Genomic DNA, 23815 nt, shown 5'->3' on the forward strand with positions numbered 1-23815 from the left:
ATGTTCAAAAAAGTTTTAATTTCTGATGATTTAGATAGTATTAGTCAAGGTGTTTTAAACACGCTTGAAAGTTTAAATATTAGCAATATAGATAAAACACTTTATTGTGATGATGCGTATTTAAAATTAAAAAAAGGATATCTAGACAAAAACCCTTATCAATTATTTATTACAGACTTATCTTTTATTGCAGATCATCGTGAACAAAAATTTAATTCTGGTAAAGATTTAATTAACACATTAACCCAGGAACATCCTGATTTAAAAATTATAGTTTATAGTATTGAAGATAGACTAGAAAACGTAAAACAACTTTATTCTAATAATAAAGTAAGTGCTTACGTATGTAAAGGAAGAAATGGTTTAAAAGAATTAAAAAATGCCATAATTGATGTTTATGATAACAAAACATATCTTTCACCATCAATATCAGATCGATTAAAATCTAAAAATCACTTAGAAATAACAGACTATGACATCGAGTTATTAAAACTATTATCTATAGGATTATCTCAAGATGAAATTAGCAGTAATTTTAAACAGAAAAATATATCGCCTAACAGTTTAAGTTCAATAGAAAAAAAAATAAATAAACTTAAATTATACTTTAATGCTCAAAACGCAATACACTTAGTATCAATAACAAAAGATACTGGTCTAATTTAATTTATTCAACTTACGGTTTACCGTAAAACTATTTTAAACTATTAAGTTAGCTTTACACCATAGATAATGTTTTGGGAGAAGCCATTATCTTAAGTTAGCTAATTGTTGAGTTAAATTTATTTTTTGGCTATTAATCATTTTATTAAATTTATTAAATCTCAACAAAAAAAAGCCTTACATATCTGTAAGGCTTTTTGCTTTTATTTTTCTTCTTGGCTTAACCATTTACTGTATCCGCCTTTAAAGTCATAAATTTTAACAAATCCTAGGGACTTCATTTTTTCTGCACATTTAGCACTTCTACCTCCCATATGACAATACACCAATACTGGTTTGTTTTTATCTAACTGTTGTATATCATTTTCAAAAGTTGGTGATAAAAAATTTATGTTTTGTGCTGTTGCAATGTGTCCTGCATCATACTCTTCTGGAGTCCTTACATCTATTAGTTGCACATCTTCCATATTAAGATATGTTTGCATCTCTTCTTGTGATACCACTTCTATTTCTCCTTCGGTTACTGTTTTACAGCTTACAATAACTGCTAATAGCAAGAATAAAATTAAAGGTTTTTTCATACTAAAAAGTTTATTTATTCTACGTCTCCTGTCCATTCTAATATACCACCTAATAAATTATAAGCATTATCAAAACCTAATTGATTCATAATATTACAGGCTTTTTCACTACGTGCTCCTGATCTACAATACACATAGTAGTTTTTTGATTTATCAAGTTCTTCAAGTTGATAAACAAACCCTTGCCCTTTATAAATATCTATATTAATTGAATTTGGTATTTTCTTTTCTGCAACTTCAGCTTCTGTTCTTACATCTAATATTACTGCATTATCATCTGCATTAAGCTGCTCTGTCCAATCTTTTTGAGATAAATTTGCCATCTTTTAAATATTTTTTTTTCAAAATTAAGATTTCTAAGTTATATAGACGTAAAAAAACCCGGAATGTTACATTTCGGGTCTTAACTTTAAATAATATTATAAGCTTTTATACTTTTATAGTACAACCAATAGCTTTTGTTTCCTTAACCTTAATTTCATTCCCTGATAGTAATGAGTTAACTGCATCTTCTACATATTTTGTTTTTACTGCATTTGCGTCTTGAAAATTATCATCTATTGCGCCAATATATTTAACAATATTTCCTTTTTTAGTTTTTTGTAAAACATACACATGTGGTGTTTTAGTGGCTCCATATTGTGGATAAATCTTTTGACCTTTATCTATTAGATACGGAAATGTAAACCCTTTTTCTTTGGCTCTTTTCTGCATTGCTTCCATGTTGTCTCCTGGTTTTACATCTGTATTATTTGGCATAATTGCAATAACAGGATAACCTTTACTTGCATACTTTTTATTTAAGGCTTCAATTCTATCTTCATAAGCTACTGCATATGGACATGTATTGCATGTAAAAGTCACTATAAATCCTTTTGCTTCATTAAAATCTGAAAGTGACACCATAGATCCGTCTATGTTTTCTAATTTAAAATCGGTAGCAATATCACCTATTTTATAACCATCTTTAGGTTTAATTGTAAAAGCACTAATTGTTAGCACTAGTACAAATAATGTTAATAATTTCTGTGTTGTTTTCATGAAAGTTATTTTAAAAATTTATTTAGTGTTCTTTCTAATTCTTCATACTCAAAAGCTTGCTCAAAAAATTCTCGTTTATTAGAATTATAAATTAAAGTTGCTGGTATAGCACCAGACCAATCTTTATTCACTTTTGGAATCCAATAATTAGAATCCATATCATTTAAAGCATAAAGTTCTGACTGTAATTGTTTTTCGTTTATAAAATTTTTAAGTTTTGTATCAAAATGCTTAGGAAAATCTAAACTAACCAAAACAACCTCTACATTTTTATCTTTATATTGTTTATTAATCCTTTCAAAATAAGGTAATTCTTTAACGCATGGCGCACACCAAGTTGCCCAAAAATTAACTACATAAGTCTTATTGTCCTGTTTGTTTAGCACTTTTTCTAAACCGTTATAATCAACTTCTGTAAATGTTATTTCTTCACTTTCTTCTTTACAAGAAACCATTAATAAAACCACTAAAATTGGCAATATGTATCTCATTAAATCTAAATTTTAGAATAAAAATAATAATCACCTATGTGTTATTTTTAAGTTTTAACAAATAATTAATTGCTGATTATATTTGAAAACTAAAATTTCATTTTTATATTTACACCGTAAATAAAACACATGAACACAATTTTAAATCATACTTGGTGGTGGAACTTCAAGATTTCAATCTTCGTGAAGTAAACCCTTAGTATATTTAATTTGAAAATATTTTATAAAGGCTTGTCATTCACGACAAGCCTTTTTTTTTACCATTATGAAAACATTTAGCTTATACACTCATTACAAAAAAATCTTAGCAGATACGATAACACCCGTTAGTATCTATTTAAAAATTCGTGATAAATATCCAAATAGTATCCTATTAGAAAGTAGCGATTATCACGCTAACGATAACAGTTTTTCCTACATCTGTTTTAATCCAATAGCCTCTATTAAAGTAGATGACAAAGCGATTACACAAACTTTTCCTGACGGAAGTATTATGAGTAACAGAGTAAGAAATGTAACTCAAATGATACATAAGTTTACTAAACGATTTAAAGTCAATTCTGAAACAGATTTTAAGTTTATCAACAATGGTATTTTTGGTTACACTGCCTATGATGCTGTAAAACATTTTGAAGATGTTTCTATTAGTAAAAAACCAAATTCTTTAGATATACCTGATATTTACTATGCTGTTTACCAAAACATCATAGCTATAAATCATTTTAAAAATGAAGCATATATTTTTGCCCATTGTTTTGAGACAGATAATAATATAGACGAAGTTTTACAATTAATAAGCTCTAAAAATTATGCTACATATAAATTTAACACAGAATCTGAAATAAAGTCTAACCTAACAGATGAGGACTATAAAAATCACGTAGAGTTAGCTAAAAAACATTGTGCAAGAGGTGATGTGTTTCAATTAGTGTTATCTAAAAAATTCTCACAAAGCTTTAAAGGTGATGAGTTTAACGTATATCGTGCATTAAGAAGCATTAATCCTTCACCTTATTTGTTTTATTTTGACTACGGAAATTTTAAAATCTTCGGAAGCTCTCCAGAAGCACAACTAGTAGTTAATAACGGTCAAGCCGAAATACATCCAATTGCTGGCACATTTAAAAGAACAGGTAATGATGAAGAAGACCAAAAGCTAGCTAAAAAATTAGCAGAAGACGCAAAAGAAAATGCAGAACATGTTATGCTGGTTGATTTAGCAAGAAACGATTTAAGCAGACACGGAAGCGAAGTAAAAGTAGAAACTTACAGAGAAGCGCAATTCTTTTCGCACGTTATACATTTAGTAAGTAAAGTTACAGGTAAAGTTCATAAAAACACAGCGACAATGCAGGTTGTTGCAGATACTTTTCCTGCGGGCACGTTAAGCGGCGCTCCAAAACATAAAGCTTTACAACTTATAGAAAAATACGAAAAAACAAGTCGTGCATTTTATGGAGGTGCAATTGGTTTTATGGATTTTAAAGGTAACTACAATCACGCCATCATGATACGTACATTTATAAGCAAAGACCATAACCTACATTGGCAAGCTGGCGCAGGAATTGTATCTAAATCCATTCCAGAAAACGAATTACAAGAAGTTTACAACAAACTAGGAGCCTTAACAAAAGCAATTGATTTAGCAGAACAAATTAATTAATCCTAAATCTAAATAAACATGAAAAAAGTATTAGTTATAGATAATTACGACAGTTTTACGTACAACTTAGTACATTATTTAGAAGACCTTAACTGCAATGTTACCGTAAAAAGAAACGACAAACTTACTATAGATTTTGTAGAGCAATTTGATAAAATAGTATTGTCGCCTGGTCCAGGTATTCCTGAAGAGGCTGGTTTATTAAAAGAAATCATAAAAACTTATGCGCCTACAAAAAGTATTTTTGGTGTTTGCTTAGGTCAACAAGCAATTGCTGAAGTTTTCGGGGGACAATTAATTAATCTAAACGATGTGTATCATGGTGTATCAACAAAAGTAACAATTACTGTAGATGACGAATCATTGTTTAACGGATTAGAAAAAAACATTGAAGTAGGACGATATCACTCTTGGGTTGTAGACCCTAATTTACCTGAAAGTTTAGAAGCTACTTCGGTAGACGAAAACGGACAAATCATGTCTTTACGCCATAAAATATATGATGTAAAAGGTGTACAATATCATCCAGAAAGTGTATTAACACCTTACGGAAAAAAAATTTTAGAAAACTGGCTAAAAGAATAAATCCGTCTTTCCTTCAAGAGATAGGGAATCAAAAAAGATTTAAAAAAAAATTGTCACGTTAAAATAATTATGAAACACATATTAAACCGATTAATAAACCACGAAAGCATCTCTAGCGAAGAAGCAAAACAAGTATTAGTAAATATATCAGAAGGTCTTTACAACAAAAGTCAAATAGCTTCTTTTTTAACTGTTTACATGATGAGAAGCATTACTTTAGAAGAGCTGCAAGGTTTTCGTGATGCGCTTTTAGAATTGTGTATACCTGTAGATCTTTCAGATTTTAACGCTATAGATTTATGCGGTACTGGTGGTGATGGTAAAAATACATTTAACATATCAACATTATCTTCTTTTATTACTGCAGGAGCAGGAGTTAAAGTTGCAAAGCACGGTAATTATGGCGTATCTTCAGCTTCAGGATCTTCCAATGTTTTAGAAAAACTAGGAGTGCATTTTACCAACAATGAAGATGTTTTAAAACGCTGTATTGACCAAGCTGGTATTTGCGTTATGCACGCTCCTTTATTTCATCCAGCAATGAAAAACGTAGGCCCAATAAGAAAAGAGTTAGGCGTAAAAACGTTCTTTAACATGCTTGGCCCAATGGTAAATCCAGCGTTTCCTAAAAATCAAATGGTTGGTGTATTTAATCTAGAATTACAACGCCTATATGGTTACCTATACCAACAAACCGATAAAAACTACAGCATTGTTCATGCAATAGATGGTTATGATGAAATCTCACTGACAGGAAAAACAAAAATCATTACTAACCAATCTGAAGTTATTTTAGACCCAAGCGACTTAAATATAGAGCAAATTGAAGCTTCAGAAATTTTTGGTGGTAATACTGTTGAAGATGCTGCTAGAATTTTCAAAAAAGTAATTTCAGGAAAAGGCACTAAAGCGCAAAACGATGTTGTTTGTGCTAATGCAGGTCTTGCTATTGCTACAGTTAAGCAAATTTCTCATCAGGAAGGATTTAAACTTGCTAAAGAAAGTCTTGGTACAGGTGAAGCAAAACGCAGCTTACAAAAATTAATAGAATTAAGTAAATAAAAAACCATCATTTCAAGCGCTTTATAAGACCAATAAAATTGTAATTAAAAATGAACATTTTAGATAAAATTACAGCAGATAAACGTAAAGAAGTCGATTTAAAAAAATCACTAATTCCTATCAATCAATTAGAACAATCCTTTCTATTTGAAAGACAAACCATTTCATTAACAGAGCGATTAAAAAATAGCGCTTCAGGTATAATTGCAGAACACAAACGTCGTTCACCTTCTAAAGCAACTATAAATCAAAATTTAAACGTTCAAGATGTTGCAAAAGGTTACGAAAACTCTGGTGTTTGCGGTATGTCTGTACTAACCGACGGTAAATATTTTGGCGGTAGTTTAGACGATTTAATTCTAGCAAGAGCAAGTAGTAATTTACCACTACTTAGAAAAGAATTTATAATAGACCAATATCAAATTATCGAAGCAAAAGCTTATGGTGCAGATGTCATTTTATTAATTGCTGCAATACTTTCTAAAGAAGAAATCAAGCAGTTTTCAACACTTGCTAAACAATTAAATTTAGATGTTCTACTAGAAGTTCATAATGAAGAAGAATTACACAAATCCATCATGCCAAGCATTGATATGTTAGGCGTAAACAACCGAAATTTAAAAACTTTTGAAGTCTCGCTAGATACTAGTAAAACATTAAGTGAAATGATTCCAAATGATTTTGTAAAAGTATCTGAAAGCGGAATAAGCACTGTTGAAGCCATTAAAGATTTAAAGCAATTTGGTTATAAAGGTTTTTTAATAGGTGAAAACTTTATGAAAACAGACAATCCAGGAGAAAGCGCAACTCAGTTTATTCAAAATTTAGAAAAATGAAAATAAAGATCTGCGGAATGAAATACCAAGACAACATTAACCAAATTGCAGCTTTGCAACCTGATTATTTGGGTTTCATTTTTTACAAAAAATCAAGTCGTTTTTTTGAAAGTGTTATTCCTAAGTTACCAAAAACAATAAAAAAAGTTGGTGTATTTGTAGATGCTAGTTTAGAGTATATTTTGAGTAAAATTGAATTACATCAATTAAACGTTATCCAATTACATGGACAAGAAACTCCTGAATTTTGTAACGAGTTGCGTCATGCTGAACTTGATTCAGCATCTCATCCTGTAGAAATCATCAAAGTCTTTTCAATAAAGGACCATTTTGATTTTTCAGTATTACAACCTTTTGAAAACATTTGTGATTATTTTTTATTCGATACAAAAGGAAAATTACCTGGCGGAAATGGATACACATTTAATTGGGACGTATTAAAAAACTATCCTTCAACAACACCTTATTTTTTAAGTGGCGGCATAGGATTAGATGAAGTTGACATTATTCAGCCATTCCTACAAAAAAAAGAATCCAAATATTGTCACGCTATTGACGTGAATAGCAAATTTGAAATTACAGCAGGTTTAAAAGATATTGAAGCATTAGAAAAATTTAAAGACATATTAATCAGTTAAACTGATTGCAGAGCAAAAAATTATTACTATGAACTACAACATTAACGAAAAAGGATATTACGGAGATTTTGGTGGTGCATTTATCCCAGAAATGCTCTATCCAAACGTAGAAGAATTACGTCAAAACTATTTAAAAATTATGGCAGAGCCATCTTTTAAAGCTGAATTTGACCAGTTATTAAAAGATTATGTTGGTCGCCCTTCGCCATTATATTTTGCCAAACGTCTTTCAGAAAAATACAATACTAAAATTTATTTAAAACGCGAAGATTTAAATCATACTGGCGCACATAAAATTAACAATACCATTGGTCAAATTTTAATGGCAAAACGATTAGGCAAAAACCGTATTATTGCCGAAACTGGCGCTGGACAACATGGTGTAGCAACAGCAACAGTTTGCGCACTTATGGGTATAGAATGTATTGTTTATATGGGTGAAATTGATATCGCACGTCAAGCACCAAACGTAGCACGTATGAAAATGCTTGGCGCTACAGTAATACCTGCAACATCTGGAAGCAAAACCTTAAAAGACGCTACAAACGAAGCAATTAGAGATTGGATTAATAATCCTGTAGACACACATTATATTATTGGAAGTGTTGTTGGCCCACATCCGTATCCTGATATGGTAGCAAAGTTTCAAGCGGTAGTTTCAGAAGAAATTAAATTTCAACTAAAAGATAAAGAAGACACCGAAAATCCAGACTACGTTATTGCTTGTGTTGGTGGCGGTAGTAATGCTGCTGGCGCATATTACCATTATTTAAATAATGAAAACGTAAAACTTATAGCTGTAGAAGCTGCTGGTTTAGGTGTAGATTCTGGTGAAAGTGCTGCGACTTCTGTATTAGGAAAAGAAGGCATCATTCATGGTAGTAAAACCTTATTAATGCAGACCAACGATGGTCAAATTACCGAGCCTTATTCTATTTCAGCAGGATTAGATTATCCTGGTGTTGGACCAATGCATGCGCATTTATATAAAACAGGTCGTGCTGAATTTATTTCGATTACAGATGATCAAGCCATGCAAGCTGGTTTAGAATTGTGCAAATTAGAAGGTATTATTCCTGCTATAGAAACATCTCATGCATTAGGTGTTTTCGAACAAAAAACGTTTAAACCAAACGATATTGTTGTAGTAAGTTTATCTGGTCGTGGTGATAAGGATTTACAAAACTATATAGACTATTTTAAAATTTAAAACTTGTCATTCCGCACTTGATGCGGAATCCAAATAAAAACCTAAAAATAGATTCCTACTTAAACAGGAATAACATATAAAATGAACAGAATAAACCAAAAACTAAACGAAGACAAAAAACTTTTGTCTATATACTTTACAGCAGGTTACCCTAATTTAAATGATACCCTTACAATAATAGAAAATCTAGAAAAAAGCAGTGTAGATATGATAGAAATTGGATTACCTTTTAGTGATCCTTTAGCAGATGGACCAACCATACAAGCAAGCTCTACAGAAGCTTTAAAAAACGGAATGACTACAGAAGTGCTTTTTAAGCAATTAAAAGATGTAAGAAAAACCGTTTCTATTCCATTAATTCTTATGGGATATTTTAATCCGATGTTGCAATATGGAGTTGAGGCTTTTTGTAAAAAATGTCAAGAAATTGGTATAGATGGATTGATAATTCCAGATTTGCCAGTAGATGTGTATAACGAACAATACAAAAGTACTTTTGAAAAGTACGGATTAATAAATGTATTTTTAATTACACCTCAAACCTCAAAAGAGCGTATTAAATTTATAGATTCTATTTCAAACGGATTTATTTATATGGTTAGTAGCGCGAGTGTTACAGGAAGCAGTAAAGGTTTTGGTGATACGCAAACCAATTATTTTAAGCGCATTGCAGATATGCAACTTAACAATCCGCAAATCGTTGGTTTCGGAATTAATAACAACGATACTTTTACTCAAGCCACAACTTATGCTAAAGGAGCTATTATTGGAAGTGCGTTTATAAAACATTTATCAAATAACGGTGTTAACAAAATAGAAAACTTCATCAGCTCTGTAAGAAAATAAAACATATATTTGGTTATTAATCACTAACCAATTAAAATATTTCATTATGGAATGGTATTTAAAAGTCGTAAGAGATAATTACGCAAATTTTGAAGGAAGAGCAAGACGTCAAGAGTATTGGATGTTTGTCTTATTTAATTTTTTATTTATAGTAGCTATTGCTTTAGTTTCTGGTGTACTATCAGGTCTATTAGAAGCTCCTGGTTTTATGTTTTTATACCTTATCTATGTTTTAGCAGTGTTTATCCCTAGTTTAGCTGTAGCTGTAAGACGATTACATGATGTTGGAAAAAGCGGATGGTTTTATCTAATTAGTTTAATACCATTAATTGGTGGGATTTGGTTATTAATTCTTTTTGTTACAGAAGGAGATAAAGGTCCTAATCAATATGGTCCAGATCCTAAAGCTCCAAACTCTGAAGAAATTAATGAGATTGGTCAAGTAAATGACTAAAATATTTCTAAATCATAAAAAAGCCTGCATAAGTTATGCAGGCTTTTTTATTAACATCTTAAAAGAATTGTTTAACAACGATTTATGAAAATTTCTCATTGTTTTTCTTAAATTATAATTGAACAAAAAAAAGAAAAATTATGGGAATTATAGCCGACAGAAAATTAAAACGAACAAAAGAACAAACCAATCCAACTAATCCGACAGGAAACACAAAGTTGGAAACAAACGATTTTGATATTGATGAAAAAACAATCAAAAATCAGCAAAATAAAACAAACAGTTAATCTGTAAATATTTATATTTAAAGCCTATTCTTAAAAGATAGAATAGGTTTTTTTTTATGAAATTACTTAATGATTTTCGTTTAATAATACTACTCTGCTTAACGCTTGGTTTAGCTCCTTTTTTTCCTGAGCCTCATCTTTGGGGAAAACTAAAATGGATTGCTGGTGGTGCAAAAGGCATGCAACCTGTGGATTGGTTTGATGTTGTTTTACATGGATTTCCTTGGGTACTTTTAATTAGAATTTTCATCTTAAAAATCAATAAAAAGAATGTCGCTTAATATTGTTTTAATAGAACCTGAAATACCAAATAACACAGGAAACATTGGTAGATTAGCGTTAGGATCTGGTAGTAAATTACACTTGGTCAAACCCTTTGGTTTTGAACTTACAGACAAACGTTTAAAACGTGCTGGTTTAGATTATTGGCAGCACTTAGATGTTATTTATTATGATAACATAGATGATTTTTTCTTTAAAAACAAAAACAAAAACATGGCTTTTTTATCTGCACACGGAAAGAAAACCCATTGGGATATCCCATTTGAAGAGGATTTGTTTTTGGTCTTCGGAAAAGAATCGGTTGGTTTACCTAAATCTTTAATAGAAAAAGAAGCTAATAATTTATATAAAATACCACTTCATAGCCAACATATTAGAAGTCTAAATATTGCTAATGCTGTTAGTATTGTAGTTTATGAAGGATTAAGACAGTTAAACCATTAAAATATGATACCTAAAACCTCTAATGTTTTTAATTTTTTTTCAGAATATTTTCAAATCCTATTGGGTATTGTTCTTGCTAGTATTGGCTTAAAAGCATTTTTATTACCAAACGGATTTATGGATGGTGGCGTAACTGGTATAGCTTTATTAATTAATAAACTAATAAACATTAATATCTCTATATTATTGATTGTTTTTAGTATTCCGTTTTTAATTATAGGGTATTTTACTGTGTCTAAAAGAATTATTTTAAAATCTATTATTAGCATTATTGGATTAGCTCTTTTTATTCACTTTGAAAACTTTGAAATTATCACAGAAGATAAATTTTTAATTTCCATATTTGGCGGTTTGTTTCTTGGCGCAGGTATTGGTATTGCAATTAGAAATGGTGCTGTACTTGATGGATCAGAAATTTTAGGCATATTTATTAATGATAGGTTTGGCATTAGTATAGGAAAAGTTATTCTTGTTTTTAATATTATCTTATTTTCTATTACTGCTTTTGTAATTTCTAAAGAAATTGCGATGTACTCTATTCTAACCTACATTGTCACTGCAAAAGTTACAGATTTGGTTATTGAAGGTTTTGAAGATTTTATTGGTATTACCATTGTATCAACCCAATATGAGAAAATAAAAGTTGCAATCATTAATGAACTAGGAGCAGGAATGACTATTTATAAGGGTCAAAAAGGGTTTGGCAGTAAAGGTAAAACTGAAGATTTTGATATTATACACACCATTATAAACCGTATTGATATAAAAAAAATGTATCGAATAGTTACTAGTATTGATAAAGAAGCGTTTATTGTAGAGTTTGATGTAAACAATGTAAAAGGTGGAGTCTTGCGTCGTTATTTAGATAAAAAAAGCAAAAAGCTAGACAAAAACTTAACTAAAAATAATTTTTTCTAAGTGCTTTAGTAAATAACGTTTTACTACAGCTATTTTATAATTACCAATTTCTTGCTTGTATTTATTTAGGATTATTATGCTTTAAATAATTTAAATACATCGCTTCTACTTTTGCTCTTGCCCAAGGTGTACGACGCAAAAACTTTAAACTAGATTTAATTGAAGGATTGCTAATAAAGCAATTGATCTTAATAACATGTCCCATGTATTCCCAACCATAATGTGCTTGTAAGTCGGTTACAATTTTTTCTAGTTTTATACCGTGTAGTGGATTATTAGGTTGATTTTCCATTAGATATTTTCTACTAACCCTTTTATTTTTATAGCTTTTTCAAAATGATCTAGTTTATGAGTTTTAATCCACCAAGTAGCTGCTTCCATCAACAATTCTGGATTATCATTTTTATTTTTAAAAAACGCATAAAATGAAACACCAACATTTTCACCTTTTGTTTTAATTTTCTGGTCACAAACTTTAATAATCTTTTCTTTTAAAACAGGTGTCATTTAGTTGTTATTTTTTCTATTAGAATTTCTGTTTTTATTACGATTTCTTTGTCTTCTTCCTGAGTTTGAAGTTGTGCTTTTTCTTTCGCCTTTAGGCTTATTAGAATTATTGCTTTTTGATCTTCTATTTTGTCCTGGTCTAATCGGAGCAGTAGACGCATTTGGATCTGGCTCAAAACCTTCTAAAATTTCGACGGGTAACTTTTCGCCTATTAATTTTTCTATATCTTTTAAAAATGTAGTTTCGTCTGCACTTACTAGGCTAATAGCTTGCCCATCTGCTCCTGCTCTACCTGTACGTCCAATACGGTGTACGTAATCTTCTGAAATATTAGGGATTTCAAAATTTATTACATGTGGTAATAACGGTATATCTAAACCACGCGCAGCAATATCTGTTGCAACAAGCACATTAATACTTCCGCTTTTAAAGCCTTCTAAAGCTTTGGTACGCGCGCCTTGACTTTTATTTCCGTGGATTGCTGCTGCTTTTATACCAACTTGGTCCATTTTTTTACACAATTTATTGGCGCCATGTTTGGTTCTTGTAAATACTAAAACTTGCTTCCAGTTTCCATCTTTAATTAGTTTGATAACCAAGCCTGTTTTTTTACCTTTTGCAACACGATATACTTTTTGCGAAATAGCCTCTACAGTTGTATTTTCTGGAGTTGCTTCAACTTGAATAGGATTGTTTAAAATTCCGTTAGCCAGTTTTTTAATGTCTTTAGAAAATGTTGCCGAAAACATCAGGTTTTGACGTTTGTCTGGCATAAATTTCATGACACGTTCAATATCTCTTAAAAAACCCATATCTAACATTCGATCCGCTTCATCTAGAACAAAAATTTCTACACGTTTTATAGACAATTCATTTTGATTAATTAAATCTAATAACCGTCCTGGTGTTGCTACCAAAACGTCTACACCTTTTCTAATAGTCGCTATTTGTGGTTTTTGGTTGACTCCACCAAAAATTACTGCGCTACGCAAATTTAAAAACTCGCTATATTCCTTTACATTGGTATAGACTTGAGCTGCAAGCTCTCTAGTTGGCGTTAAAATTAACGCACGGATAGGTCTAAACTTCTTTTTAGGGTTTTCTGATAAAATGTGCAGTAATGGTAATGTAAAACCTGCAGTTTTACCTGTTCCTGTTTGTGCAGAAGCCAATACATCATTACCATCTAAAACTGGTGGTATCGCTTTTAATTGTATTGGACTTGGTGTTGTGTATCCTTTTTTACTAATTGCTTTTAGTAAAGGTTGAGATAAACCTAAAGATTGAAATGACATAAATAATGTTTGTGAGATAAACACTATTTTTTTAGGTTACCTCTTTAATTAGCTGCGAATGTACGGCTAATTAATGGTTTTTTAGTTTTATCGCTGCTGTTTATATTATAAATCATTTTTGACTTAATTATTTTTTGCTCCAATAGAATAAAAGATATAAGCATAAACACATTTAGATTTATTTTCTAAAAAATCTGCAACTTCTTTTTCCAATTCTGCTTCATTTTCTTTGAAGCTGTCTTTTTTTGTAAACTTTTCAAGTTCTACACAAACATCAATATCAGCAATAGATTGGTCAAAATTTTGGAGTATTTTGGCATCACTCATTATTTCTTCAGATTCTTCTGGATGTTCTTCAATGTATGTTGTAAATCGTTTTTGAGCCTCTTCACTTCCTAATGCTTCTATGTTTCTCATCATACGTTTAATTTCTGGATGCATATCGTCCATTAAAGTATTTATACAATCACACATTAAATTACCAAATTTTTCTGCATCAGAAACATTAGAATCTGTTTGTGCTTGCAAAGAAAAATTAATAAACAAAAAAATTAATAACGGTAAAAGAATAGATTTTTTCATAATAAAAATTGGTTTGGAATGACTTTTAAAGTAGTACTTTTATTTAGATAGTACTAAAAAAATTCTTGATACTGTAACACTCTAAAATCAAATGTGTTGAATTTTGAATTTTTAGCTTTAAGTTGTTTATAAAGCGGATTGCTACCTATTGCTCGATTAGCGCTACCTGAAGATGAGGTTAGAGATACTGTTTTAATAATTCTATTTGCTGAATTAGTATTTGGTAATTCAAATTGATGAATTCTTGGAATTTCATTAGAGACTAATTCTAATTTTATATTGTAATCTTTTATATGTTTTCTAAAGAAATACTCTGGTCCATTTTTACTATTTCCGCCAGTAAAAAGTATGGTTTCAATATTAGAAAATCGTTTAATGTAATCTATAACATCTCGTAATTCAACATTAAACATTCCTAAATCTGAAGCGTCTATTTTTTCTCGTTCGCAACTATCTACAATATCACAAACGCCTATTTTGTGTTTGATTAAAAATTTTTTTCGCTGGTCTATAGCTTCTTGAGAATTATCAAATCTTAAGTTTAGATTATGTATTTTATCAATATACAACCAAAGTGAATTGTAATAACTGCCATAACAAAAATCTACATCTTTTTCCAACAAATCGCCTGTACTAAATCTTGGCGGCGGTAATGTCCCAACAATCAGTTTTTTAGTATCTTTTTTAATGAATGGCGCATATGGATGATGATGCTTAAACACAATATAGTCTTGGATTTAATTTATATTTTTTGTATGTTAAGTGTAGAAAAATACAATTAAAATATGGGAAAAGGAGATAAAAAATCTAAACGCGGTAAAATACACAGAGGAACTTTTGGTGTTAGACGACCAAGAATAAAAAAACGTGTAAGACCAGAAACTAAAATTAATGTAGATAAAAAGGCAAAAGCTTAAATTTTAAACTTTTGCCCTATTTTTTTTCCTACTATATATGCACCAAATACTGCTAGCAGTAATATTGTAATATTAAAAAAAACATATAAACCGTATAAAAATATATTGTCTTGAGAGTTAAAACAGTATGTCTCTGTAAGGCAAACTTCTACTCTATCTTCATATAAAAATGGTAATAAATAACTTATTGCAAGTACTATAATTACTGCCCAAAATAAATAAGTTATATTTTTACTTTTTGCAGGCTTACCTGTTGGTTTAAAAATATTGCGTTCTTGTTCTGTTCGCTTATTATCTTGTAAAGACCAAGTGATTTTCTTCTGAGAGTTTTCCATCAAATTGATAGTTATCGTAGTTAAACTTTTTTAAATCATCTAAAGTTTTTGCGTTAGTATCGATTACATATCTTGCCATTAAACCACGTGCTTCTTTGGCATAAAATGAAATGATTTTAAGCTTACCGTTTTTAAATTCTTTAAACGTAATGTCTATTACAGGTACTTTTAATGCTTTTTTATCTATTGCTTTAAAATACTCGTTAGACGCAAGGTTAACAAACAACTCGTCGTCTTCTAACTCTTCATTTAACGCGTGTACTATATCTTTTTTCCAGAATTGATATAAATTGTCTTTTGTGCCTACCTTTAACTTTGTTCCCATTTCTAAACGGTAAGGCTGTATTAAGTCTAATGGTTTTAAAACACCGTAAAGTCCGGATAAAATTCTAACCGTATTTTGTGTAAGTTCAAGCTTATCTTTAGGTATTGTATAAGCATCTAATCCTTTATACACATCTCCATTAAAGGCATACATTGCTGGTCTGGCGTTATCTTCTGTAAATGGTACTGTAAACTCTTGATTACGTTGGTAATTTAAATCTGCTAACTTATCACTTATACTCATTAGCTTTGATAAAGACTTTGGGCTTTTTGCTTTTAGTGCTTTATTTAACTTTAAAGATTGCTCTAAAAATTGTGGCTGAGTGGTTTTGTTTGTTGGCAATTGGGTTTCAAAATCTAAAGACTTTGCTGGTGATAATACTAGTTTCATAAATCTATCTTTTTCTGATACTAAATTACAAATTGTTACTGCGTTATAAAAGCTGAATAGATAGTAATTTTAAATAGGTCTATTCGGTTTTATTATTGGGTTTGAGTAAGCGCGTTAGCGATAGTAACGACATCCTTTTTTTGCTGCTTTTACTTTAGGGTTAAGCTTTAATCATTTGCAAAAAAAGATATAGTGAATAGCGCGACCCTTGTGGTAACGCCCTAATTATTTTCTATGTGTTTGGAGTAACCTTTCCATTTTTCTATACAATCTTGCATGTCTTGTGGTATTGGCGTGTCAAAACTCATAAATTCGTTTTTTGTTGGATGCATAAATCCTAAGGTTTTGGCATGTAAGGCTTGACGTGGTAATACTTTAAAACAGTTCTCTACAAATTGTTTGTATTTGGTAAAGGTTGTGCCTTTTAAGATTAGGTTTCCGCCGTAACGCTCGTCATTAAATAAGGTATGTCCTATATGCTTCATGTGTACGCGTATTTGGTGCGTACGTCCGGTTTCTAATTTGCAGCTTACTAGTGTGACATAGCCTAATCGCTCTAAAACTTTGTAGTGCGTTACTGCTGGTTTTCCTTTATCGGCTTCGTCATCTAAGAATACGGTATTTTGTAATCGATTTTTTGGATGTCTTCCTATGTTACCTTCTATTATACCTTGGTCTTCTTCTAGATTTCCCCAAACTATTGCAACATACTCACGCTCGCTAGTTTTGGCTTTAAATTGAGCAGATAGATGCGCCATAGCGTGTTCGGTTTTTGCTACTACTAACAATCCTGATGTATCTTTATCTATACGGTGTACTAATCCTGGTCTTTCACTTGAATTATTTGGTAAATTATCAAAATGAAATATTAACGCATTTATTAGTGTTCCGGAATAATTACCATGTCCTGGATGTACAACCATGCCTGCTGGTTTGTTAACGACTAATAATTGATCGTCTTCATAAACGATGTCTAATGGAATATCTTCTGCAACCAATAAGTTTTCATGTGGCGGATGTTGAAATAATACGCGTACCTGATCATTTGGTTTTACCTTGTAATTGGATTTTACTGGTGTGCCATTTACAAAGATGCTTCCGTTTTTTGCGGCATCTTGTATCTTGTTTCGGGTAGCGTTTTCTACCTTATTCATTAACCATTTATCAATACGTAAAGGTGATTGTCCTTTATCTGCGGTAAACGAATAATGCTCGTAAAGATCGTCGTTATCTTCTTCTGGTAATTCTGGTGTGTAATCGTCCATAGATTAATTGCTGTTTGGTCGATTTCCGTTTCCTAAAACTAAATCTATTGAAGCTGTTTTTGGCAATTTTGTTCCTGGTTCTAAAACGTCTCCTTTATAACGCATACCTAAAACCATATCTTTAGCAATATTGTCTATATAGGTTTTCTTTCCTACTTTAAAACCTAAAGCTTCTAAAGTTGGTTGCGCTTGTCTAAATGTACGCTGGCGCAAATCTGGAACAGCTACTTTACGATACCCAGAAGGATTTAAGGTAATGTAAATTTTACGGTTTTCTTTAACTTGAGCATTTGGTTTTGGGTCTTGTTCTATAACTGCAAATTTTGGGTAGTTTGGATTAAAATTAGCAGAGTCTTGAATTTGCATTACCAAATTATTTTGCTCTAACTCTATCTTAGCGACCTCAATAGACTTTCCTGTTAAGTCAGGTACAGTCTCAAATGTACCGTGATTTGTGGTCACGCTTAACCATTTAAGCAACAAAAAAACAATTACTACAACTGCTACAATAGCAATTACAATTTGCTTTAAAAATTCTTTACTTTTTATAAAACCAATAAAACTCATTTAGTAAAATTTATGTAGACAAATATATAAAAACAAAAAGGTTTTCCTTCGGATTAAAATAAATGATATTTTTACACAACGAATATTTTTTAGGATTATTGAAAACCTTAGAGTATTTCGATATAATTTAGACTAAATGAAAAAAAATATAGCCATTATTATGGGCGGATATTCTAGCGAATATCAAATCTCATTAAAAAGCGGAAACGTAGTTTACAACACGCTTGATAAAGAAAAGTTTAATGCGTATCGCATTCATATTTTTAAAGATAAATGGGTTTATGTAGACGAAGATGATAGTGAATACCCAATTGATAAAAACGACTTTTCTTTCACAAAAAACAACAAAAAAATCACTTTTGATTGTGTATTTAACGCCATACATGGAAGTCCTGGCGAAGATGGTTTTATGCAAGGATATTTTAAATTACTAAATATCAAACACACTAGTTGTGGCATGTATCAAGCAGCTGTGACTTTTAACAAACGTGACTGTTTAAGTATTTTAAAACCTTACGGAATTTTAACCGCTGAAAGCTACTTTTTAAATGCTGGCGATACAATTAATGAAGACGAAATTATTGCAAAAGTAGGCTTACCTTGCTTTGTAAAAGCTAACAAAGCAGGTAGTAGCTTTGGAATAACTAAAGTACATAAACAAGAAGATTTACAACACGCAATTGAAGTTGCTTTTAAAGAGGATGACGAAATAATTATTGAATCTTTTTTAGATGGAACCGAAGTATCAGTTGGTGTGATAACGTATAAAGGCGAAACTAAAGTCTTACCAATTACCGAAATTGTTAGCGAAAACGACTTTTTTGATTACGAAGCAAAATACTTAGGAAAATCTCAAGAGATTACACCTGCTAGAATTACAAAAGAACAAGAAGAAATTGTTACGAAAACCGCTAAGAAGGTTTATGAGGTTTTAAAAATGAAAGGTTTTTCTAGAAGTGAATTTATATTTAAAAACAATCAACCGCATCTATTAGAAGTAAATACGGTACCTGGATTAACTAACGAAAGTATTTTACCTCAACAAGCTGCTGCTACAGGTATTAGTTTACAAGAATTATTCACAAATGCTATTGAAGAAGCTTTACTTTAAATTGAAACAGGAAATATAGAAACACGAATCACGAATATGAGAAGGCATAATTTTAAGAATTTACAGATTTGGCAAGAAAGCATTAATCTTATAACTGATAATTATAACTTCACAACTACACTTCCTAAAGATGAAAAGTTTGGATTAATTAGTCAATTAAATAGAAGTTGTGTTTCTATTGCCTCAAATATAGCAGAAGGCACAAGTAAACGAAGTAATAAACATTTTATCAAATATCTTGAAGATAGTTTAGGCTCTGCTTACGAATGGGAAACACAAATAATTATTTGTAAAAATCTTAATTTTATCTCTGAAGAAAAATTTGATGATTTTGAAAATAGAATTAAAAAAATTCAACAAAAAATATCCAACTTTATTGATAAACTAGATAATTGATTATCTTGTTTCCTGTATCAAATAATCTTGATTCAAAAAAAATATGAGACGCGCACTTTTTCCTGGGTCGTTTGATCCAATAACTAATGGACATTACGATATTATCAAACGCGGTATTAAATTGTTTGATGAGGTTGTAGTAGCTATTGGTGTAAATTCTACCAAAAATTATATGTTTTCTTTAGAGGAACGAAAACAATTTATTGAAGACGCTTTTAAAGACGAACCTAAAATAAAAGTGGTTACCTATAAAGGTTTAACTGTCGATTTTTGCAAAGAGATTGATGCCGATTTTATCTTACGTGGCTTACGTAATCCAGCAGATTTTGAATTTGAAAAAGCTATCGCACATACAAACCGTAAATTATCGACCATAGAAACGGTATTCTTACTAACTGCAGCTAGAACAAGTTTTATATCGTCTTCTATTGTTAGAGACGTCATTAAAAATAACGGAGATTACACCAAACTAGTACCTAAAAGTGTACGAGTAAAATAGTTGACGTTAGAAGTTGGATGACGGATGACGGATGACGGATGACCTAAGTTGAAAAAGTGGCACTAAAAGAACTTTAAATACTTTAGACACTTAAAACTTTAAGTATTTATATCCTAAAACTTATATTCCGATAAAGGTTTAGGAAATTTCTCTGGATCTTCTGCTAAATGATATCTTGGATCATCAATAGCTTCGACTACAACTTCTCTAAATTTTGGACTTGCCTTATACATCAATATTTTACAATCTTCACTAAGGTGTTTTAATCTAATTTGTTTGCCTTCTGCTTCATACTTTTCAACTAAATTAAAAATAGCTTCTAAAGCAGAATGGTCACTAATTCTTGACTCTACAAAGTCAATTTCAACTTTTTCAGGATCGTTTTTGACGTCAAATTTTTCATTAAATGCAGAGATACTTCCAAAAAATAATGGTCCCCAAATTTCGTAAACTTTAGTTCCGTCGGCTTTCATTCTTTTTCTGGCTCTAATTCGCTTTGCATTTTCCCAAGCAAAAGCTAATGCCGAAATGATTACACCAATAAATACTGCTACTGCTAGATCTACAAAAACAGTTACTAAAGACACAGTGATTAAAACAAACGCATCAGATTTAGGTATTTTCTTTAATATTCTAAAACTTGACCATGCAAATGTTTCGATAACCATCATAAACATGACACCAACTAATGCTGCAATTGGCACCATTTCTATTAACTTATCTGCAAATAGAACAAATGACAATAATGTAAGCGCCATCATTATGCCTGACAATCTTCCTCTACCGCCTGAATTAATATTAATTACAGTTTGACCAATCATACCGCAACCACCAGTTGCACCAAATAAACCAGAAACAATATTTCCTGCACCTTGTGCAATACATTCTCTATTACCATTACCTCTAGTTTCAGTTAATTCGTCTACAAGATTCATAGTCATTAAAGTTTCTATTAATCCAACAGAAGCTGCTAAAAATGCAGGTAATGCTATAAATTTTAATGTATCTAGATTGAATGGTAATTTTTCCCACAACTCCATATTTGGAGTCGGAAATTCTCCTTTTAATCCAGTTCCGCCACCTTCAATTATGTAAGAACCAACAGTTGGTACATCAATATTAAAACCAATTACTATTAAGCTAGTTACAATTATTGCTGTTAATGCAGCTGGTAATTTTTTAGTAAGCTTTGGAAGTGACCAAATAATTCCCATAGTTAATAACACTAAAGCTATCATAGTATACAATTCTGTTCCATCCATAAAAGTGCTAACATATCGTTTAACACCTTCATCAGAAACTTGTAAACTCTTATGGCTAAACATTTTTACTTGAGCTATAAAAATAACGATAGAAAGTCCGTTTACAAATCCCATCATAACAGGATGAGGTATTAGTCTAACAAATTTTCCTAATTTAAAAACACCTGCAAATATTTGTATTAAACCCATTAAGATGACACAAGCCATAAGGTAGAAAAAACCCATATTTTCTATAGGTGTATCCATTAACATTCCTTTAGTGTGTCCTTCTGCAATCATAGATACAAATATTACAGCAACAGCTCCTGCCGCACCAGAAATTAATCCTGGTCTACCACCAAAAATTGCAGTAATTAAACCTATAATAAATGCACCAGAAAGTGCCATTAACGGATCTATTTGTGCAACAAAAGCAAACGCAACTACTTCTGGTATCATTGCTAAAGAAACTGTAATACCTGCTAATACATCATCTTTAGCATTAGGAACTATTTTTCTAATAAACTCTGTCATTGTCTTGGCTTTTAAGCTTGCAAAAGTACATCTAATTACAAAAAACACAAGCCTATATACTATATTTGTAGTAATTAGATTTAAATAATCGCTTTTATGAAAAAAATCGCTCTGCTTTTTTTAGTTGGTTTTATTTATTTTTCTTGTGAAGAAGATAAAACACCAAGTTTTACTACTGTTTTTGAAACCTCTAATGGAACTAAAACTCCGACTTACAACGAAGTTATTGAGTTTTATAAACAATTAGCCGATAGTTACTCAAAAGTCCATATTCAAGCAATTGGTGAAACTGATAGCGGAGAACCATTACACCTTGTTACATTAAATCCTGATAGTAATTTCAATTTTGAAAGTATAAAAAAAGACAAGCGTATCATTTTAATCAATAATGGCATACATCCAGGAGAATCTGATGGTATTGATGCTACCATGCTTTTATTTAGAGATCTTGTACAAGGTAAAATAAAGATGCCTAAAAATGTTGTTTTAGCAACAATACCTATTTACAATATTGGAGGTAGCTTAAACAGAAACAGCACTACAAGAACCAACCAAAACGGACCAGAAGAATATGGCTTTAGAGGTAATGCTCGTAATTTTGATTTAAATAGAGATTTTATAAAAGCAGATAGTAAAAATGCAAAAGCTTTTGCTAAAATTTTTCATTTAGTAAAACCTGATATTTTTATTGACAATCATGTTAGTAATGGTGCAGACTACCAATATACACTTACTCATTTATTTACACAGCACAACAAATTAGATGGAGAGTTAGGCAAGTATCTACACAATACTATTCAACCAGAATTAGAGCAGAGACTTGCTAAAAAAAATTGGGATATTACTCCATACGTTAATGTATTTAATAGCGTACCAGAAAAAGGCTTTTCTCAATTTATGGATTACCCAAGATACTCAACAGGATACACTACACTTTTTAACACCTTAGGTATGATGGTCGAAACCCATATGTTAAAGCCTTACAAACCACGTGTAGAAGGTACTTACGAGTTAATGAAAACCATGATTGAAATTGTAAACACAGAAGCAAAAAACATAAAAAAACTAAGAAAAGAAGCTTTTAATAAAACTTACACTAATAATCTATATCCTTTAGATTGGAAAATAGACACAACAAAACAAACTACACTAAATTTTAAAGGTTATGAAGGCAAAATGATTACTAGTAAAGTTACTGGTTTACAACGTTTAAAATATGACCGTAATCTACCTTTTACAAAGGATGTTACTTACATGAATTATTTTAAACCAACTACAAAAGTAAAAATACCTAAAGCATACATCATCCCTAAAGGTTGGTGGCCAATTTTAGAGCGCTTAAAAATGAATAATATTGAAATGAAACCTTTACAAAATGATAGTATTATTTCTGTTGAAAGTTATAAAATTGAAAAATTTAATACACGACAATCACCATACGAAGGACATTACCAACATTACAACACAACCGTTACATCTAGCATAAAAGATATTACTTTTAAAAAAGGAGATCTTTTAGTTGAAACAAATCAATATGGAATGAGGTATTTAATTGAAACCTTAGAACCTTCTGCTCCAGATTCATTTTTTAATTGGAACTTTTTTGACACTATTCTTCAGCAAAAAGAAGGTTTTTCTCCTTATGTTTGGGAAGATAAAGCGTTAGAATTTCTAAACCAAAACCCAGAGATTAAGCGCCAATTTGATTCTATTAAATCTAAAAACGAAAGCTTTGCTAATAATTGGTATACGCAATTAGACTGGATACACAAACACAGTCCTAATTACGAAAATGCACATTTACAGTATCCTATTTACAGGATTTTAAAATAAAAAAAGCCGCTACAAA

The 23815-nt window shown here is 30.8% G+C and carries 32 protein-coding genes; 18 read left to right on the forward strand and 14 right to left on the reverse strand.

The window, feature by feature from the left end; all coding sequences use genetic code 11:
• The gene (locus tag FHS04_RS12760; RefSeq protein ID WP_106678884.1) at positions 1–666 is read left to right on the forward strand and encodes a response regulator transcription factor; all 666 of its coding nucleotides are present in this window, start codon (positions 1–3) and stop codon (positions 664–666) included.
• Positions 667–866: 200 nt separating this feature from the next.
• On the opposite strand, the gene FHS04_RS12765 is transcribed toward FHS04_RS12760, so the two are convergent.
• From FHS04_RS12765 to FHS04_RS12780, 4 genes are all read right to left on the reverse strand, one after another.
• Positions 867–1244 (reverse strand): rhodanese-like domain-containing protein, encoded by a 378-nt coding sequence (locus tag FHS04_RS12765; RefSeq protein ID WP_027880393.1) that lies wholly within the window; start codon positions 1242–1244, stop codon positions 867–869.
• Between the two features lie 14 nt (positions 1245–1258).
• On the reverse strand, positions 1259–1567 hold the full coding sequence (locus FHS04_RS12770) for a rhodanese-like domain-containing protein (protein WP_027880392.1): 309 nt from the start codon (positions 1565–1567) through the stop codon (positions 1259–1261).
• A gap of 106 nt (positions 1568–1673) precedes the next feature.
• Positions 1674–2285: a thioredoxin family protein gene (locus FHS04_RS12775; protein WP_106678882.1), complete on the reverse strand. Its 612-nt coding sequence runs from the start codon at positions 2283–2285 to the stop codon at positions 1674–1676.
• Between the two features lie 5 nt (positions 2286–2290).
• A complete protein-coding gene (locus FHS04_RS12780) occupies positions 2291–2776 on the reverse strand; it encodes a TlpA disulfide reductase family protein (protein ID WP_106678880.1) in 486 nt (161 codons plus the stop codon).
• A gap of 265 nt (positions 2777–3041) precedes the next feature.
• Here FHS04_RS12780 and FHS04_RS12785 point away from each other — a divergent pair, with 265 nt between their 5' ends.
• From FHS04_RS12785 to FHS04_RS12840, 12 genes are all read left to right on the forward strand, one after another.
• On the forward strand, positions 3042–4439 hold the full coding sequence (locus FHS04_RS12785; protein WP_106678878.1) for an anthranilate synthase component I family protein: 1398 nt from the start codon (positions 3042–3044) through the stop codon (positions 4437–4439).
• 18 nt (positions 4440–4457) lie between these two features.
• The gene (locus FHS04_RS12790) at positions 4458–5024 is read left to right on the forward strand and encodes an anthranilate synthase component II (RefSeq protein ID WP_106678876.1); all 567 of its coding nucleotides are present in this window, start codon (positions 4458–4460) and stop codon (positions 5022–5024) included.
• Between the two features lie 69 nt (positions 5025–5093).
• Positions 5094–6086, forward strand: coding sequence for an anthranilate phosphoribosyltransferase (gene trpD, locus FHS04_RS12795; protein ID WP_106678874.1), 993 nt, complete (start codon positions 5094–5096; stop codon positions 6084–6086).
• A 50-nt stretch (positions 6087–6136) separates the two neighbouring features.
• Positions 6137–6922, forward strand: coding sequence for an indole-3-glycerol phosphate synthase TrpC (trpC, locus tag FHS04_RS12800; protein WP_106678872.1), 786 nt, complete (start codon positions 6137–6139; stop codon positions 6920–6922).
• Positions 6919–7560: a phosphoribosylanthranilate isomerase gene (locus FHS04_RS12805; RefSeq protein ID WP_106678870.1), complete on the forward strand. Its 642-nt coding sequence runs from the start codon at positions 6919–6921 to the stop codon at positions 7558–7560. Before trpC ends, FHS04_RS12805 begins: the two co-directional genes overlap by 4 nt.
• A gap of 28 nt (positions 7561–7588) precedes the next feature.
• Positions 7589–8770 (forward strand): tryptophan synthase subunit beta, encoded by a 1182-nt coding sequence (gene trpB, locus FHS04_RS12810; RefSeq protein ID WP_106678868.1) that lies wholly within the window; start codon positions 7589–7591, stop codon positions 8768–8770.
• Between the two features lie 81 nt (positions 8771–8851).
• Positions 8852–9616, forward strand: coding sequence for a tryptophan synthase subunit alpha (gene trpA / locus FHS04_RS12815; RefSeq protein WP_106678866.1), 765 nt, complete (start codon positions 8852–8854; stop codon positions 9614–9616).
• Positions 9617–9662: 46 nt separating this feature from the next.
• Positions 9663–10070: a DUF805 domain-containing protein gene (locus tag FHS04_RS12820; RefSeq protein WP_027880382.1), complete on the forward strand. Its 408-nt coding sequence runs from the start codon at positions 9663–9665 to the stop codon at positions 10068–10070.
• Positions 10071–10210: 140 nt separating this feature from the next.
• A complete protein-coding gene (locus tag FHS04_RS12825) occupies positions 10211–10357 on the forward strand; it encodes a hypothetical protein (protein ID WP_169558272.1) in 147 nt (48 codons plus the stop codon).
• Between the two features lie 56 nt (positions 10358–10413).
• A complete protein-coding gene (locus FHS04_RS12830; protein WP_106678864.1) occupies positions 10414–10638 on the forward strand; it encodes a hypothetical protein in 225 nt (74 codons plus the stop codon).
• A complete protein-coding gene (locus FHS04_RS12835; protein WP_106678862.1) occupies positions 10628–11083 on the forward strand; it encodes a tRNA (cytidine(34)-2'-O)-methyltransferase in 456 nt (151 codons plus the stop codon). The genes FHS04_RS12830 and FHS04_RS12835 overlap by 11 nt, the downstream gene beginning before the upstream one ends.
• 3 nt (positions 11084–11086) lie before the next feature.
• The gene (locus FHS04_RS12840; protein WP_106678860.1) at positions 11087–12001 is read left to right on the forward strand and encodes a YitT family protein; all 915 of its coding nucleotides are present in this window, start codon (positions 11087–11089) and stop codon (positions 11999–12001) included.
• 61 nt (positions 12002–12062) lie between these two features.
• Here the strand turns inward: FHS04_RS12840 and FHS04_RS12845 are convergent, their stop codons facing one another.
• The 5 genes from FHS04_RS12845 to FHS04_RS12865 form a co-directional block, all read right to left on the reverse strand.
• The gene (locus FHS04_RS12845) at positions 12063–12293 is read right to left on the reverse strand and encodes a VF530 family protein (protein ID WP_027880378.1); all 231 of its coding nucleotides are present in this window, start codon (positions 12291–12293) and stop codon (positions 12063–12065) included.
• Positions 12293–12508: a DUF6500 family protein gene (locus FHS04_RS12850; protein ID WP_106678858.1), complete on the reverse strand. Its 216-nt coding sequence runs from the start codon at positions 12506–12508 to the stop codon at positions 12293–12295. Before FHS04_RS12850 ends, FHS04_RS12845 begins: the two co-directional genes overlap by 1 nt.
• Positions 12509–13804: a DEAD/DEAH box helicase gene (locus tag FHS04_RS12855; RefSeq protein ID WP_106678856.1), complete on the reverse strand. Its 1296-nt coding sequence runs from the start codon at positions 13802–13804 to the stop codon at positions 12509–12511.
• 123 nt (positions 13805–13927) lie between these two features.
• Positions 13928–14386 carry a hypothetical protein gene (locus tag FHS04_RS12860; RefSeq protein WP_106678854.1) on the reverse strand — a complete coding sequence of 153 codons (459 nt, stop codon included), beginning with the start codon at positions 14384–14386 and terminating at the stop codon, positions 13928–13930.
• A 53-nt stretch (positions 14387–14439) separates the two neighbouring features.
• Positions 14440–15108: a uracil-DNA glycosylase family protein gene (locus tag FHS04_RS12865; protein ID WP_106678852.1), complete on the reverse strand. Its 669-nt coding sequence runs from the start codon at positions 15106–15108 to the stop codon at positions 14440–14442.
• A 63-nt stretch (positions 15109–15171) separates the two neighbouring features.
• Here FHS04_RS12865 and FHS04_RS12870 point away from each other — a divergent pair, with 63 nt between their 5' ends.
• The gene (locus FHS04_RS12870; RefSeq protein WP_106678850.1) at positions 15172–15303 is read left to right on the forward strand and encodes a 30S ribosomal protein THX; all 132 of its coding nucleotides are present in this window, start codon (positions 15172–15174) and stop codon (positions 15301–15303) included.
• Here the strand turns inward: FHS04_RS12870 and FHS04_RS12875 are convergent.
• From FHS04_RS12875 to FHS04_RS12890, 4 genes are all read right to left on the reverse strand, one after another.
• Positions 15300–15638: a hypothetical protein gene (locus tag FHS04_RS12875; RefSeq protein WP_106678848.1), complete on the reverse strand. Its 339-nt coding sequence runs from the start codon at positions 15636–15638 to the stop codon at positions 15300–15302. The two genes, FHS04_RS12870 and FHS04_RS12875, sit on opposite strands and share 4 nt — an antisense overlap.
• Positions 15595–16353, reverse strand: a complete 759-nt coding sequence (gene yaaA / locus FHS04_RS12880; RefSeq protein ID WP_106678846.1) for a peroxide stress protein YaaA — start codon at positions 16351–16353, stop codon at positions 15595–15597. The genes FHS04_RS12875 and yaaA overlap by 44 nt, the downstream gene beginning before the upstream one ends.
• 221 nt (positions 16354–16574) lie before the next feature.
• Positions 16575–17618: an RluA family pseudouridine synthase gene (locus FHS04_RS12885; RefSeq protein WP_106678844.1), complete on the reverse strand. Its 1044-nt coding sequence runs from the start codon at positions 17616–17618 to the stop codon at positions 16575–16577.
• A gap of 3 nt (positions 17619–17621) precedes the next feature.
• The gene (locus FHS04_RS12890) at positions 17622–18185 is read right to left on the reverse strand and encodes a PASTA domain-containing protein (protein WP_106678842.1); all 564 of its coding nucleotides are present in this window, start codon (positions 18183–18185) and stop codon (positions 17622–17624) included.
• A gap of 136 nt (positions 18186–18321) precedes the next feature.
• Between FHS04_RS12890 and FHS04_RS12895 the strand changes: the two genes are divergently transcribed.
• From FHS04_RS12895 to coaD, 3 genes are read left to right on the forward strand one after another with little or no spacing between them, the layout of a single operon-like run.
• Complete coding sequence (locus tag FHS04_RS12895) at positions 18322–19296, forward strand: D-alanine--D-alanine ligase (RefSeq protein WP_106678840.1); 975 nt, start codon at positions 18322–18324, stop codon at positions 19294–19296.
• Positions 19297–19332: 36 nt separating this feature from the next.
• Complete coding sequence (locus tag FHS04_RS12900; protein ID WP_106678838.1) at positions 19333–19692, forward strand: four helix bundle protein; 360 nt, start codon at positions 19333–19335, stop codon at positions 19690–19692.
• A 43-nt stretch (positions 19693–19735) separates the two neighbouring features.
• A complete protein-coding gene (gene coaD / locus FHS04_RS12905; RefSeq protein WP_106678836.1) occupies positions 19736–20191 on the forward strand; it encodes a pantetheine-phosphate adenylyltransferase in 456 nt (151 codons plus the stop codon).
• A 113-nt stretch (positions 20192–20304) separates the two neighbouring features.
• On the opposite strand, the gene FHS04_RS12910 is transcribed toward coaD, so the two are convergent.
• Entirely contained in the window at positions 20305–21966 is a 1662-nt protein-coding gene (locus tag FHS04_RS12910; RefSeq protein ID WP_106678834.1) for a SulP family inorganic anion transporter, read from the reverse strand.
• A 96-nt stretch (positions 21967–22062) separates the two neighbouring features.
• Between FHS04_RS12910 and FHS04_RS12915 the strand changes: the two genes are divergently transcribed.
• The gene (locus FHS04_RS12915) at positions 22063–23799 is read left to right on the forward strand and encodes a M14 family metallopeptidase (RefSeq protein WP_106678832.1); all 1737 of its coding nucleotides are present in this window, start codon (positions 22063–22065) and stop codon (positions 23797–23799) included.
• The last annotated feature ends 16 nt before the right edge of the window (positions 23800–23815 follow it).

The organism is Mesoflavibacter zeaxanthinifaciens subsp. sabulilitoris (assembly GCF_014191595.1).
GTDB classification, from domain to species: Bacteria; Bacteroidota; Bacteroidia; order Flavobacteriales; family Flavobacteriaceae; genus Mesoflavibacter; species Mesoflavibacter zeaxanthinifaciens.

Excerpts from the sequence above, each read along its gene's own strand:
- FHS04_RS12760 (WP_106678884.1), top strand. The coding sequence starts at position 1 with ATGTTCAAAAAAGTTTTAATTTCTGATGATTTAGATAGTATTAGTCAA.
- FHS04_RS12765 (WP_027880393.1), bottom strand. The coding sequence starts at position 1,244 with ATGAAAAAACCTTTAATTTTATTCTTGCTATTAGCAGTTATTGTAAGC.
- FHS04_RS12770 (WP_027880392.1), bottom strand. The coding sequence starts at position 1,567 with ATGGCAAATTTATCTCAAAAAGATTGGACAGAGCAGCTTAATGCAGAT.
- FHS04_RS12775 (WP_106678882.1), bottom strand. The coding sequence starts at position 2,285 with ATGAAAACAACACAGAAATTATTAACATTATTTGTACTAGTGCTAACA.
- FHS04_RS12780 (WP_106678880.1), bottom strand. The coding sequence starts at position 2,776 with ATGAGATACATATTGCCAATTTTAGTGGTTTTATTAATGGTTTCTTGT.
- FHS04_RS12785 (WP_106678878.1), top strand. The coding sequence starts at position 3,042 with ATGAAAACATTTAGCTTATACACTCATTACAAAAAAATCTTAGCAGAT.
- FHS04_RS12790 (WP_106678876.1), top strand. The coding sequence starts at position 4,458 with ATGAAAAAAGTATTAGTTATAGATAATTACGACAGTTTTACGTACAAC.
- trpD (WP_106678874.1), top strand. The coding sequence starts at position 5,094 with ATGAAACACATATTAAACCGATTAATAAACCACGAAAGCATCTCTAGC.
- trpC (WP_106678872.1), top strand. The coding sequence starts at position 6,137 with ATGAACATTTTAGATAAAATTACAGCAGATAAACGTAAAGAAGTCGAT.
- FHS04_RS12805 (WP_106678870.1), top strand. The coding sequence starts at position 6,919 with ATGAAAATAAAGATCTGCGGAATGAAATACCAAGACAACATTAACCAA.
- trpB (WP_106678868.1), top strand. The coding sequence starts at position 7,589 with ATGAACTACAACATTAACGAAAAAGGATATTACGGAGATTTTGGTGGT.
- trpA (WP_106678866.1), top strand. The coding sequence starts at position 8,852 with ATGAACAGAATAAACCAAAAACTAAACGAAGACAAAAAACTTTTGTCT.
- FHS04_RS12820 (WP_027880382.1), top strand. The coding sequence starts at position 9,663 with ATGGAATGGTATTTAAAAGTCGTAAGAGATAATTACGCAAATTTTGAA.
- FHS04_RS12825 (WP_169558272.1), top strand. The coding sequence starts at position 10,211 with ATGGGAATTATAGCCGACAGAAAATTAAAACGAACAAAAGAACAAACC.
- FHS04_RS12830 (WP_106678864.1), top strand. The coding sequence starts at position 10,414 with ATGAAATTACTTAATGATTTTCGTTTAATAATACTACTCTGCTTAACG.
- FHS04_RS12835 (WP_106678862.1), top strand. The coding sequence starts at position 10,628 with ATGTCGCTTAATATTGTTTTAATAGAACCTGAAATACCAAATAACACA.
- FHS04_RS12840 (WP_106678860.1), top strand. The coding sequence starts at position 11,087 with ATGATACCTAAAACCTCTAATGTTTTTAATTTTTTTTCAGAATATTTT.
- FHS04_RS12845 (WP_027880378.1), bottom strand. The coding sequence starts at position 12,293 with ATGGAAAATCAACCTAATAATCCACTACACGGTATAAAACTAGAAAAA.
- FHS04_RS12850 (WP_106678858.1), bottom strand. The coding sequence starts at position 12,508 with ATGACACCTGTTTTAAAAGAAAAGATTATTAAAGTTTGTGACCAGAAA.
- FHS04_RS12855 (WP_106678856.1), bottom strand. The coding sequence starts at position 13,804 with ATGTCATTTCAATCTTTAGGTTTATCTCAACCTTTACTAAAAGCAATT.
- FHS04_RS12860 (WP_106678854.1), bottom strand. The coding sequence starts at position 14,386 with ATGAAAAAATCTATTCTTTTACCGTTATTAATTTTTTTGTTTATTAAT.
- FHS04_RS12870 (WP_106678850.1), top strand. The coding sequence starts at position 15,172 with ATGGGAAAAGGAGATAAAAAATCTAAACGCGGTAAAATACACAGAGGA.
- FHS04_RS12875 (WP_106678848.1), bottom strand. The coding sequence starts at position 15,638 with ATGGAAAACTCTCAGAAGAAAATCACTTGGTCTTTACAAGATAATAAG.
- yaaA (WP_106678846.1), bottom strand. The coding sequence starts at position 16,353 with ATGAAACTAGTATTATCACCAGCAAAGTCTTTAGATTTTGAAACCCAA.
- FHS04_RS12885 (WP_106678844.1), bottom strand. The coding sequence starts at position 17,618 with ATGGACGATTACACACCAGAATTACCAGAAGAAGATAACGACGATCTT.
- FHS04_RS12890 (WP_106678842.1), bottom strand. The coding sequence starts at position 18,185 with ATGAGTTTTATTGGTTTTATAAAAAGTAAAGAATTTTTAAAGCAAATT.
- FHS04_RS12895 (WP_106678840.1), top strand. The coding sequence starts at position 18,322 with ATGAAAAAAAATATAGCCATTATTATGGGCGGATATTCTAGCGAATAT.
- FHS04_RS12900 (WP_106678838.1), top strand. The coding sequence starts at position 19,333 with ATGAGAAGGCATAATTTTAAGAATTTACAGATTTGGCAAGAAAGCATT.
- coaD (WP_106678836.1), top strand. The coding sequence starts at position 19,736 with ATGAGACGCGCACTTTTTCCTGGGTCGTTTGATCCAATAACTAATGGA.
- FHS04_RS12910 (WP_106678834.1), bottom strand. The coding sequence starts at position 21,966 with ATGACAGAGTTTATTAGAAAAATAGTTCCTAATGCTAAAGATGATGTA.
- FHS04_RS12915 (WP_106678832.1), top strand. The coding sequence starts at position 22,063 with ATGAAAAAAATCGCTCTGCTTTTTTTAGTTGGTTTTATTTATTTTTCT.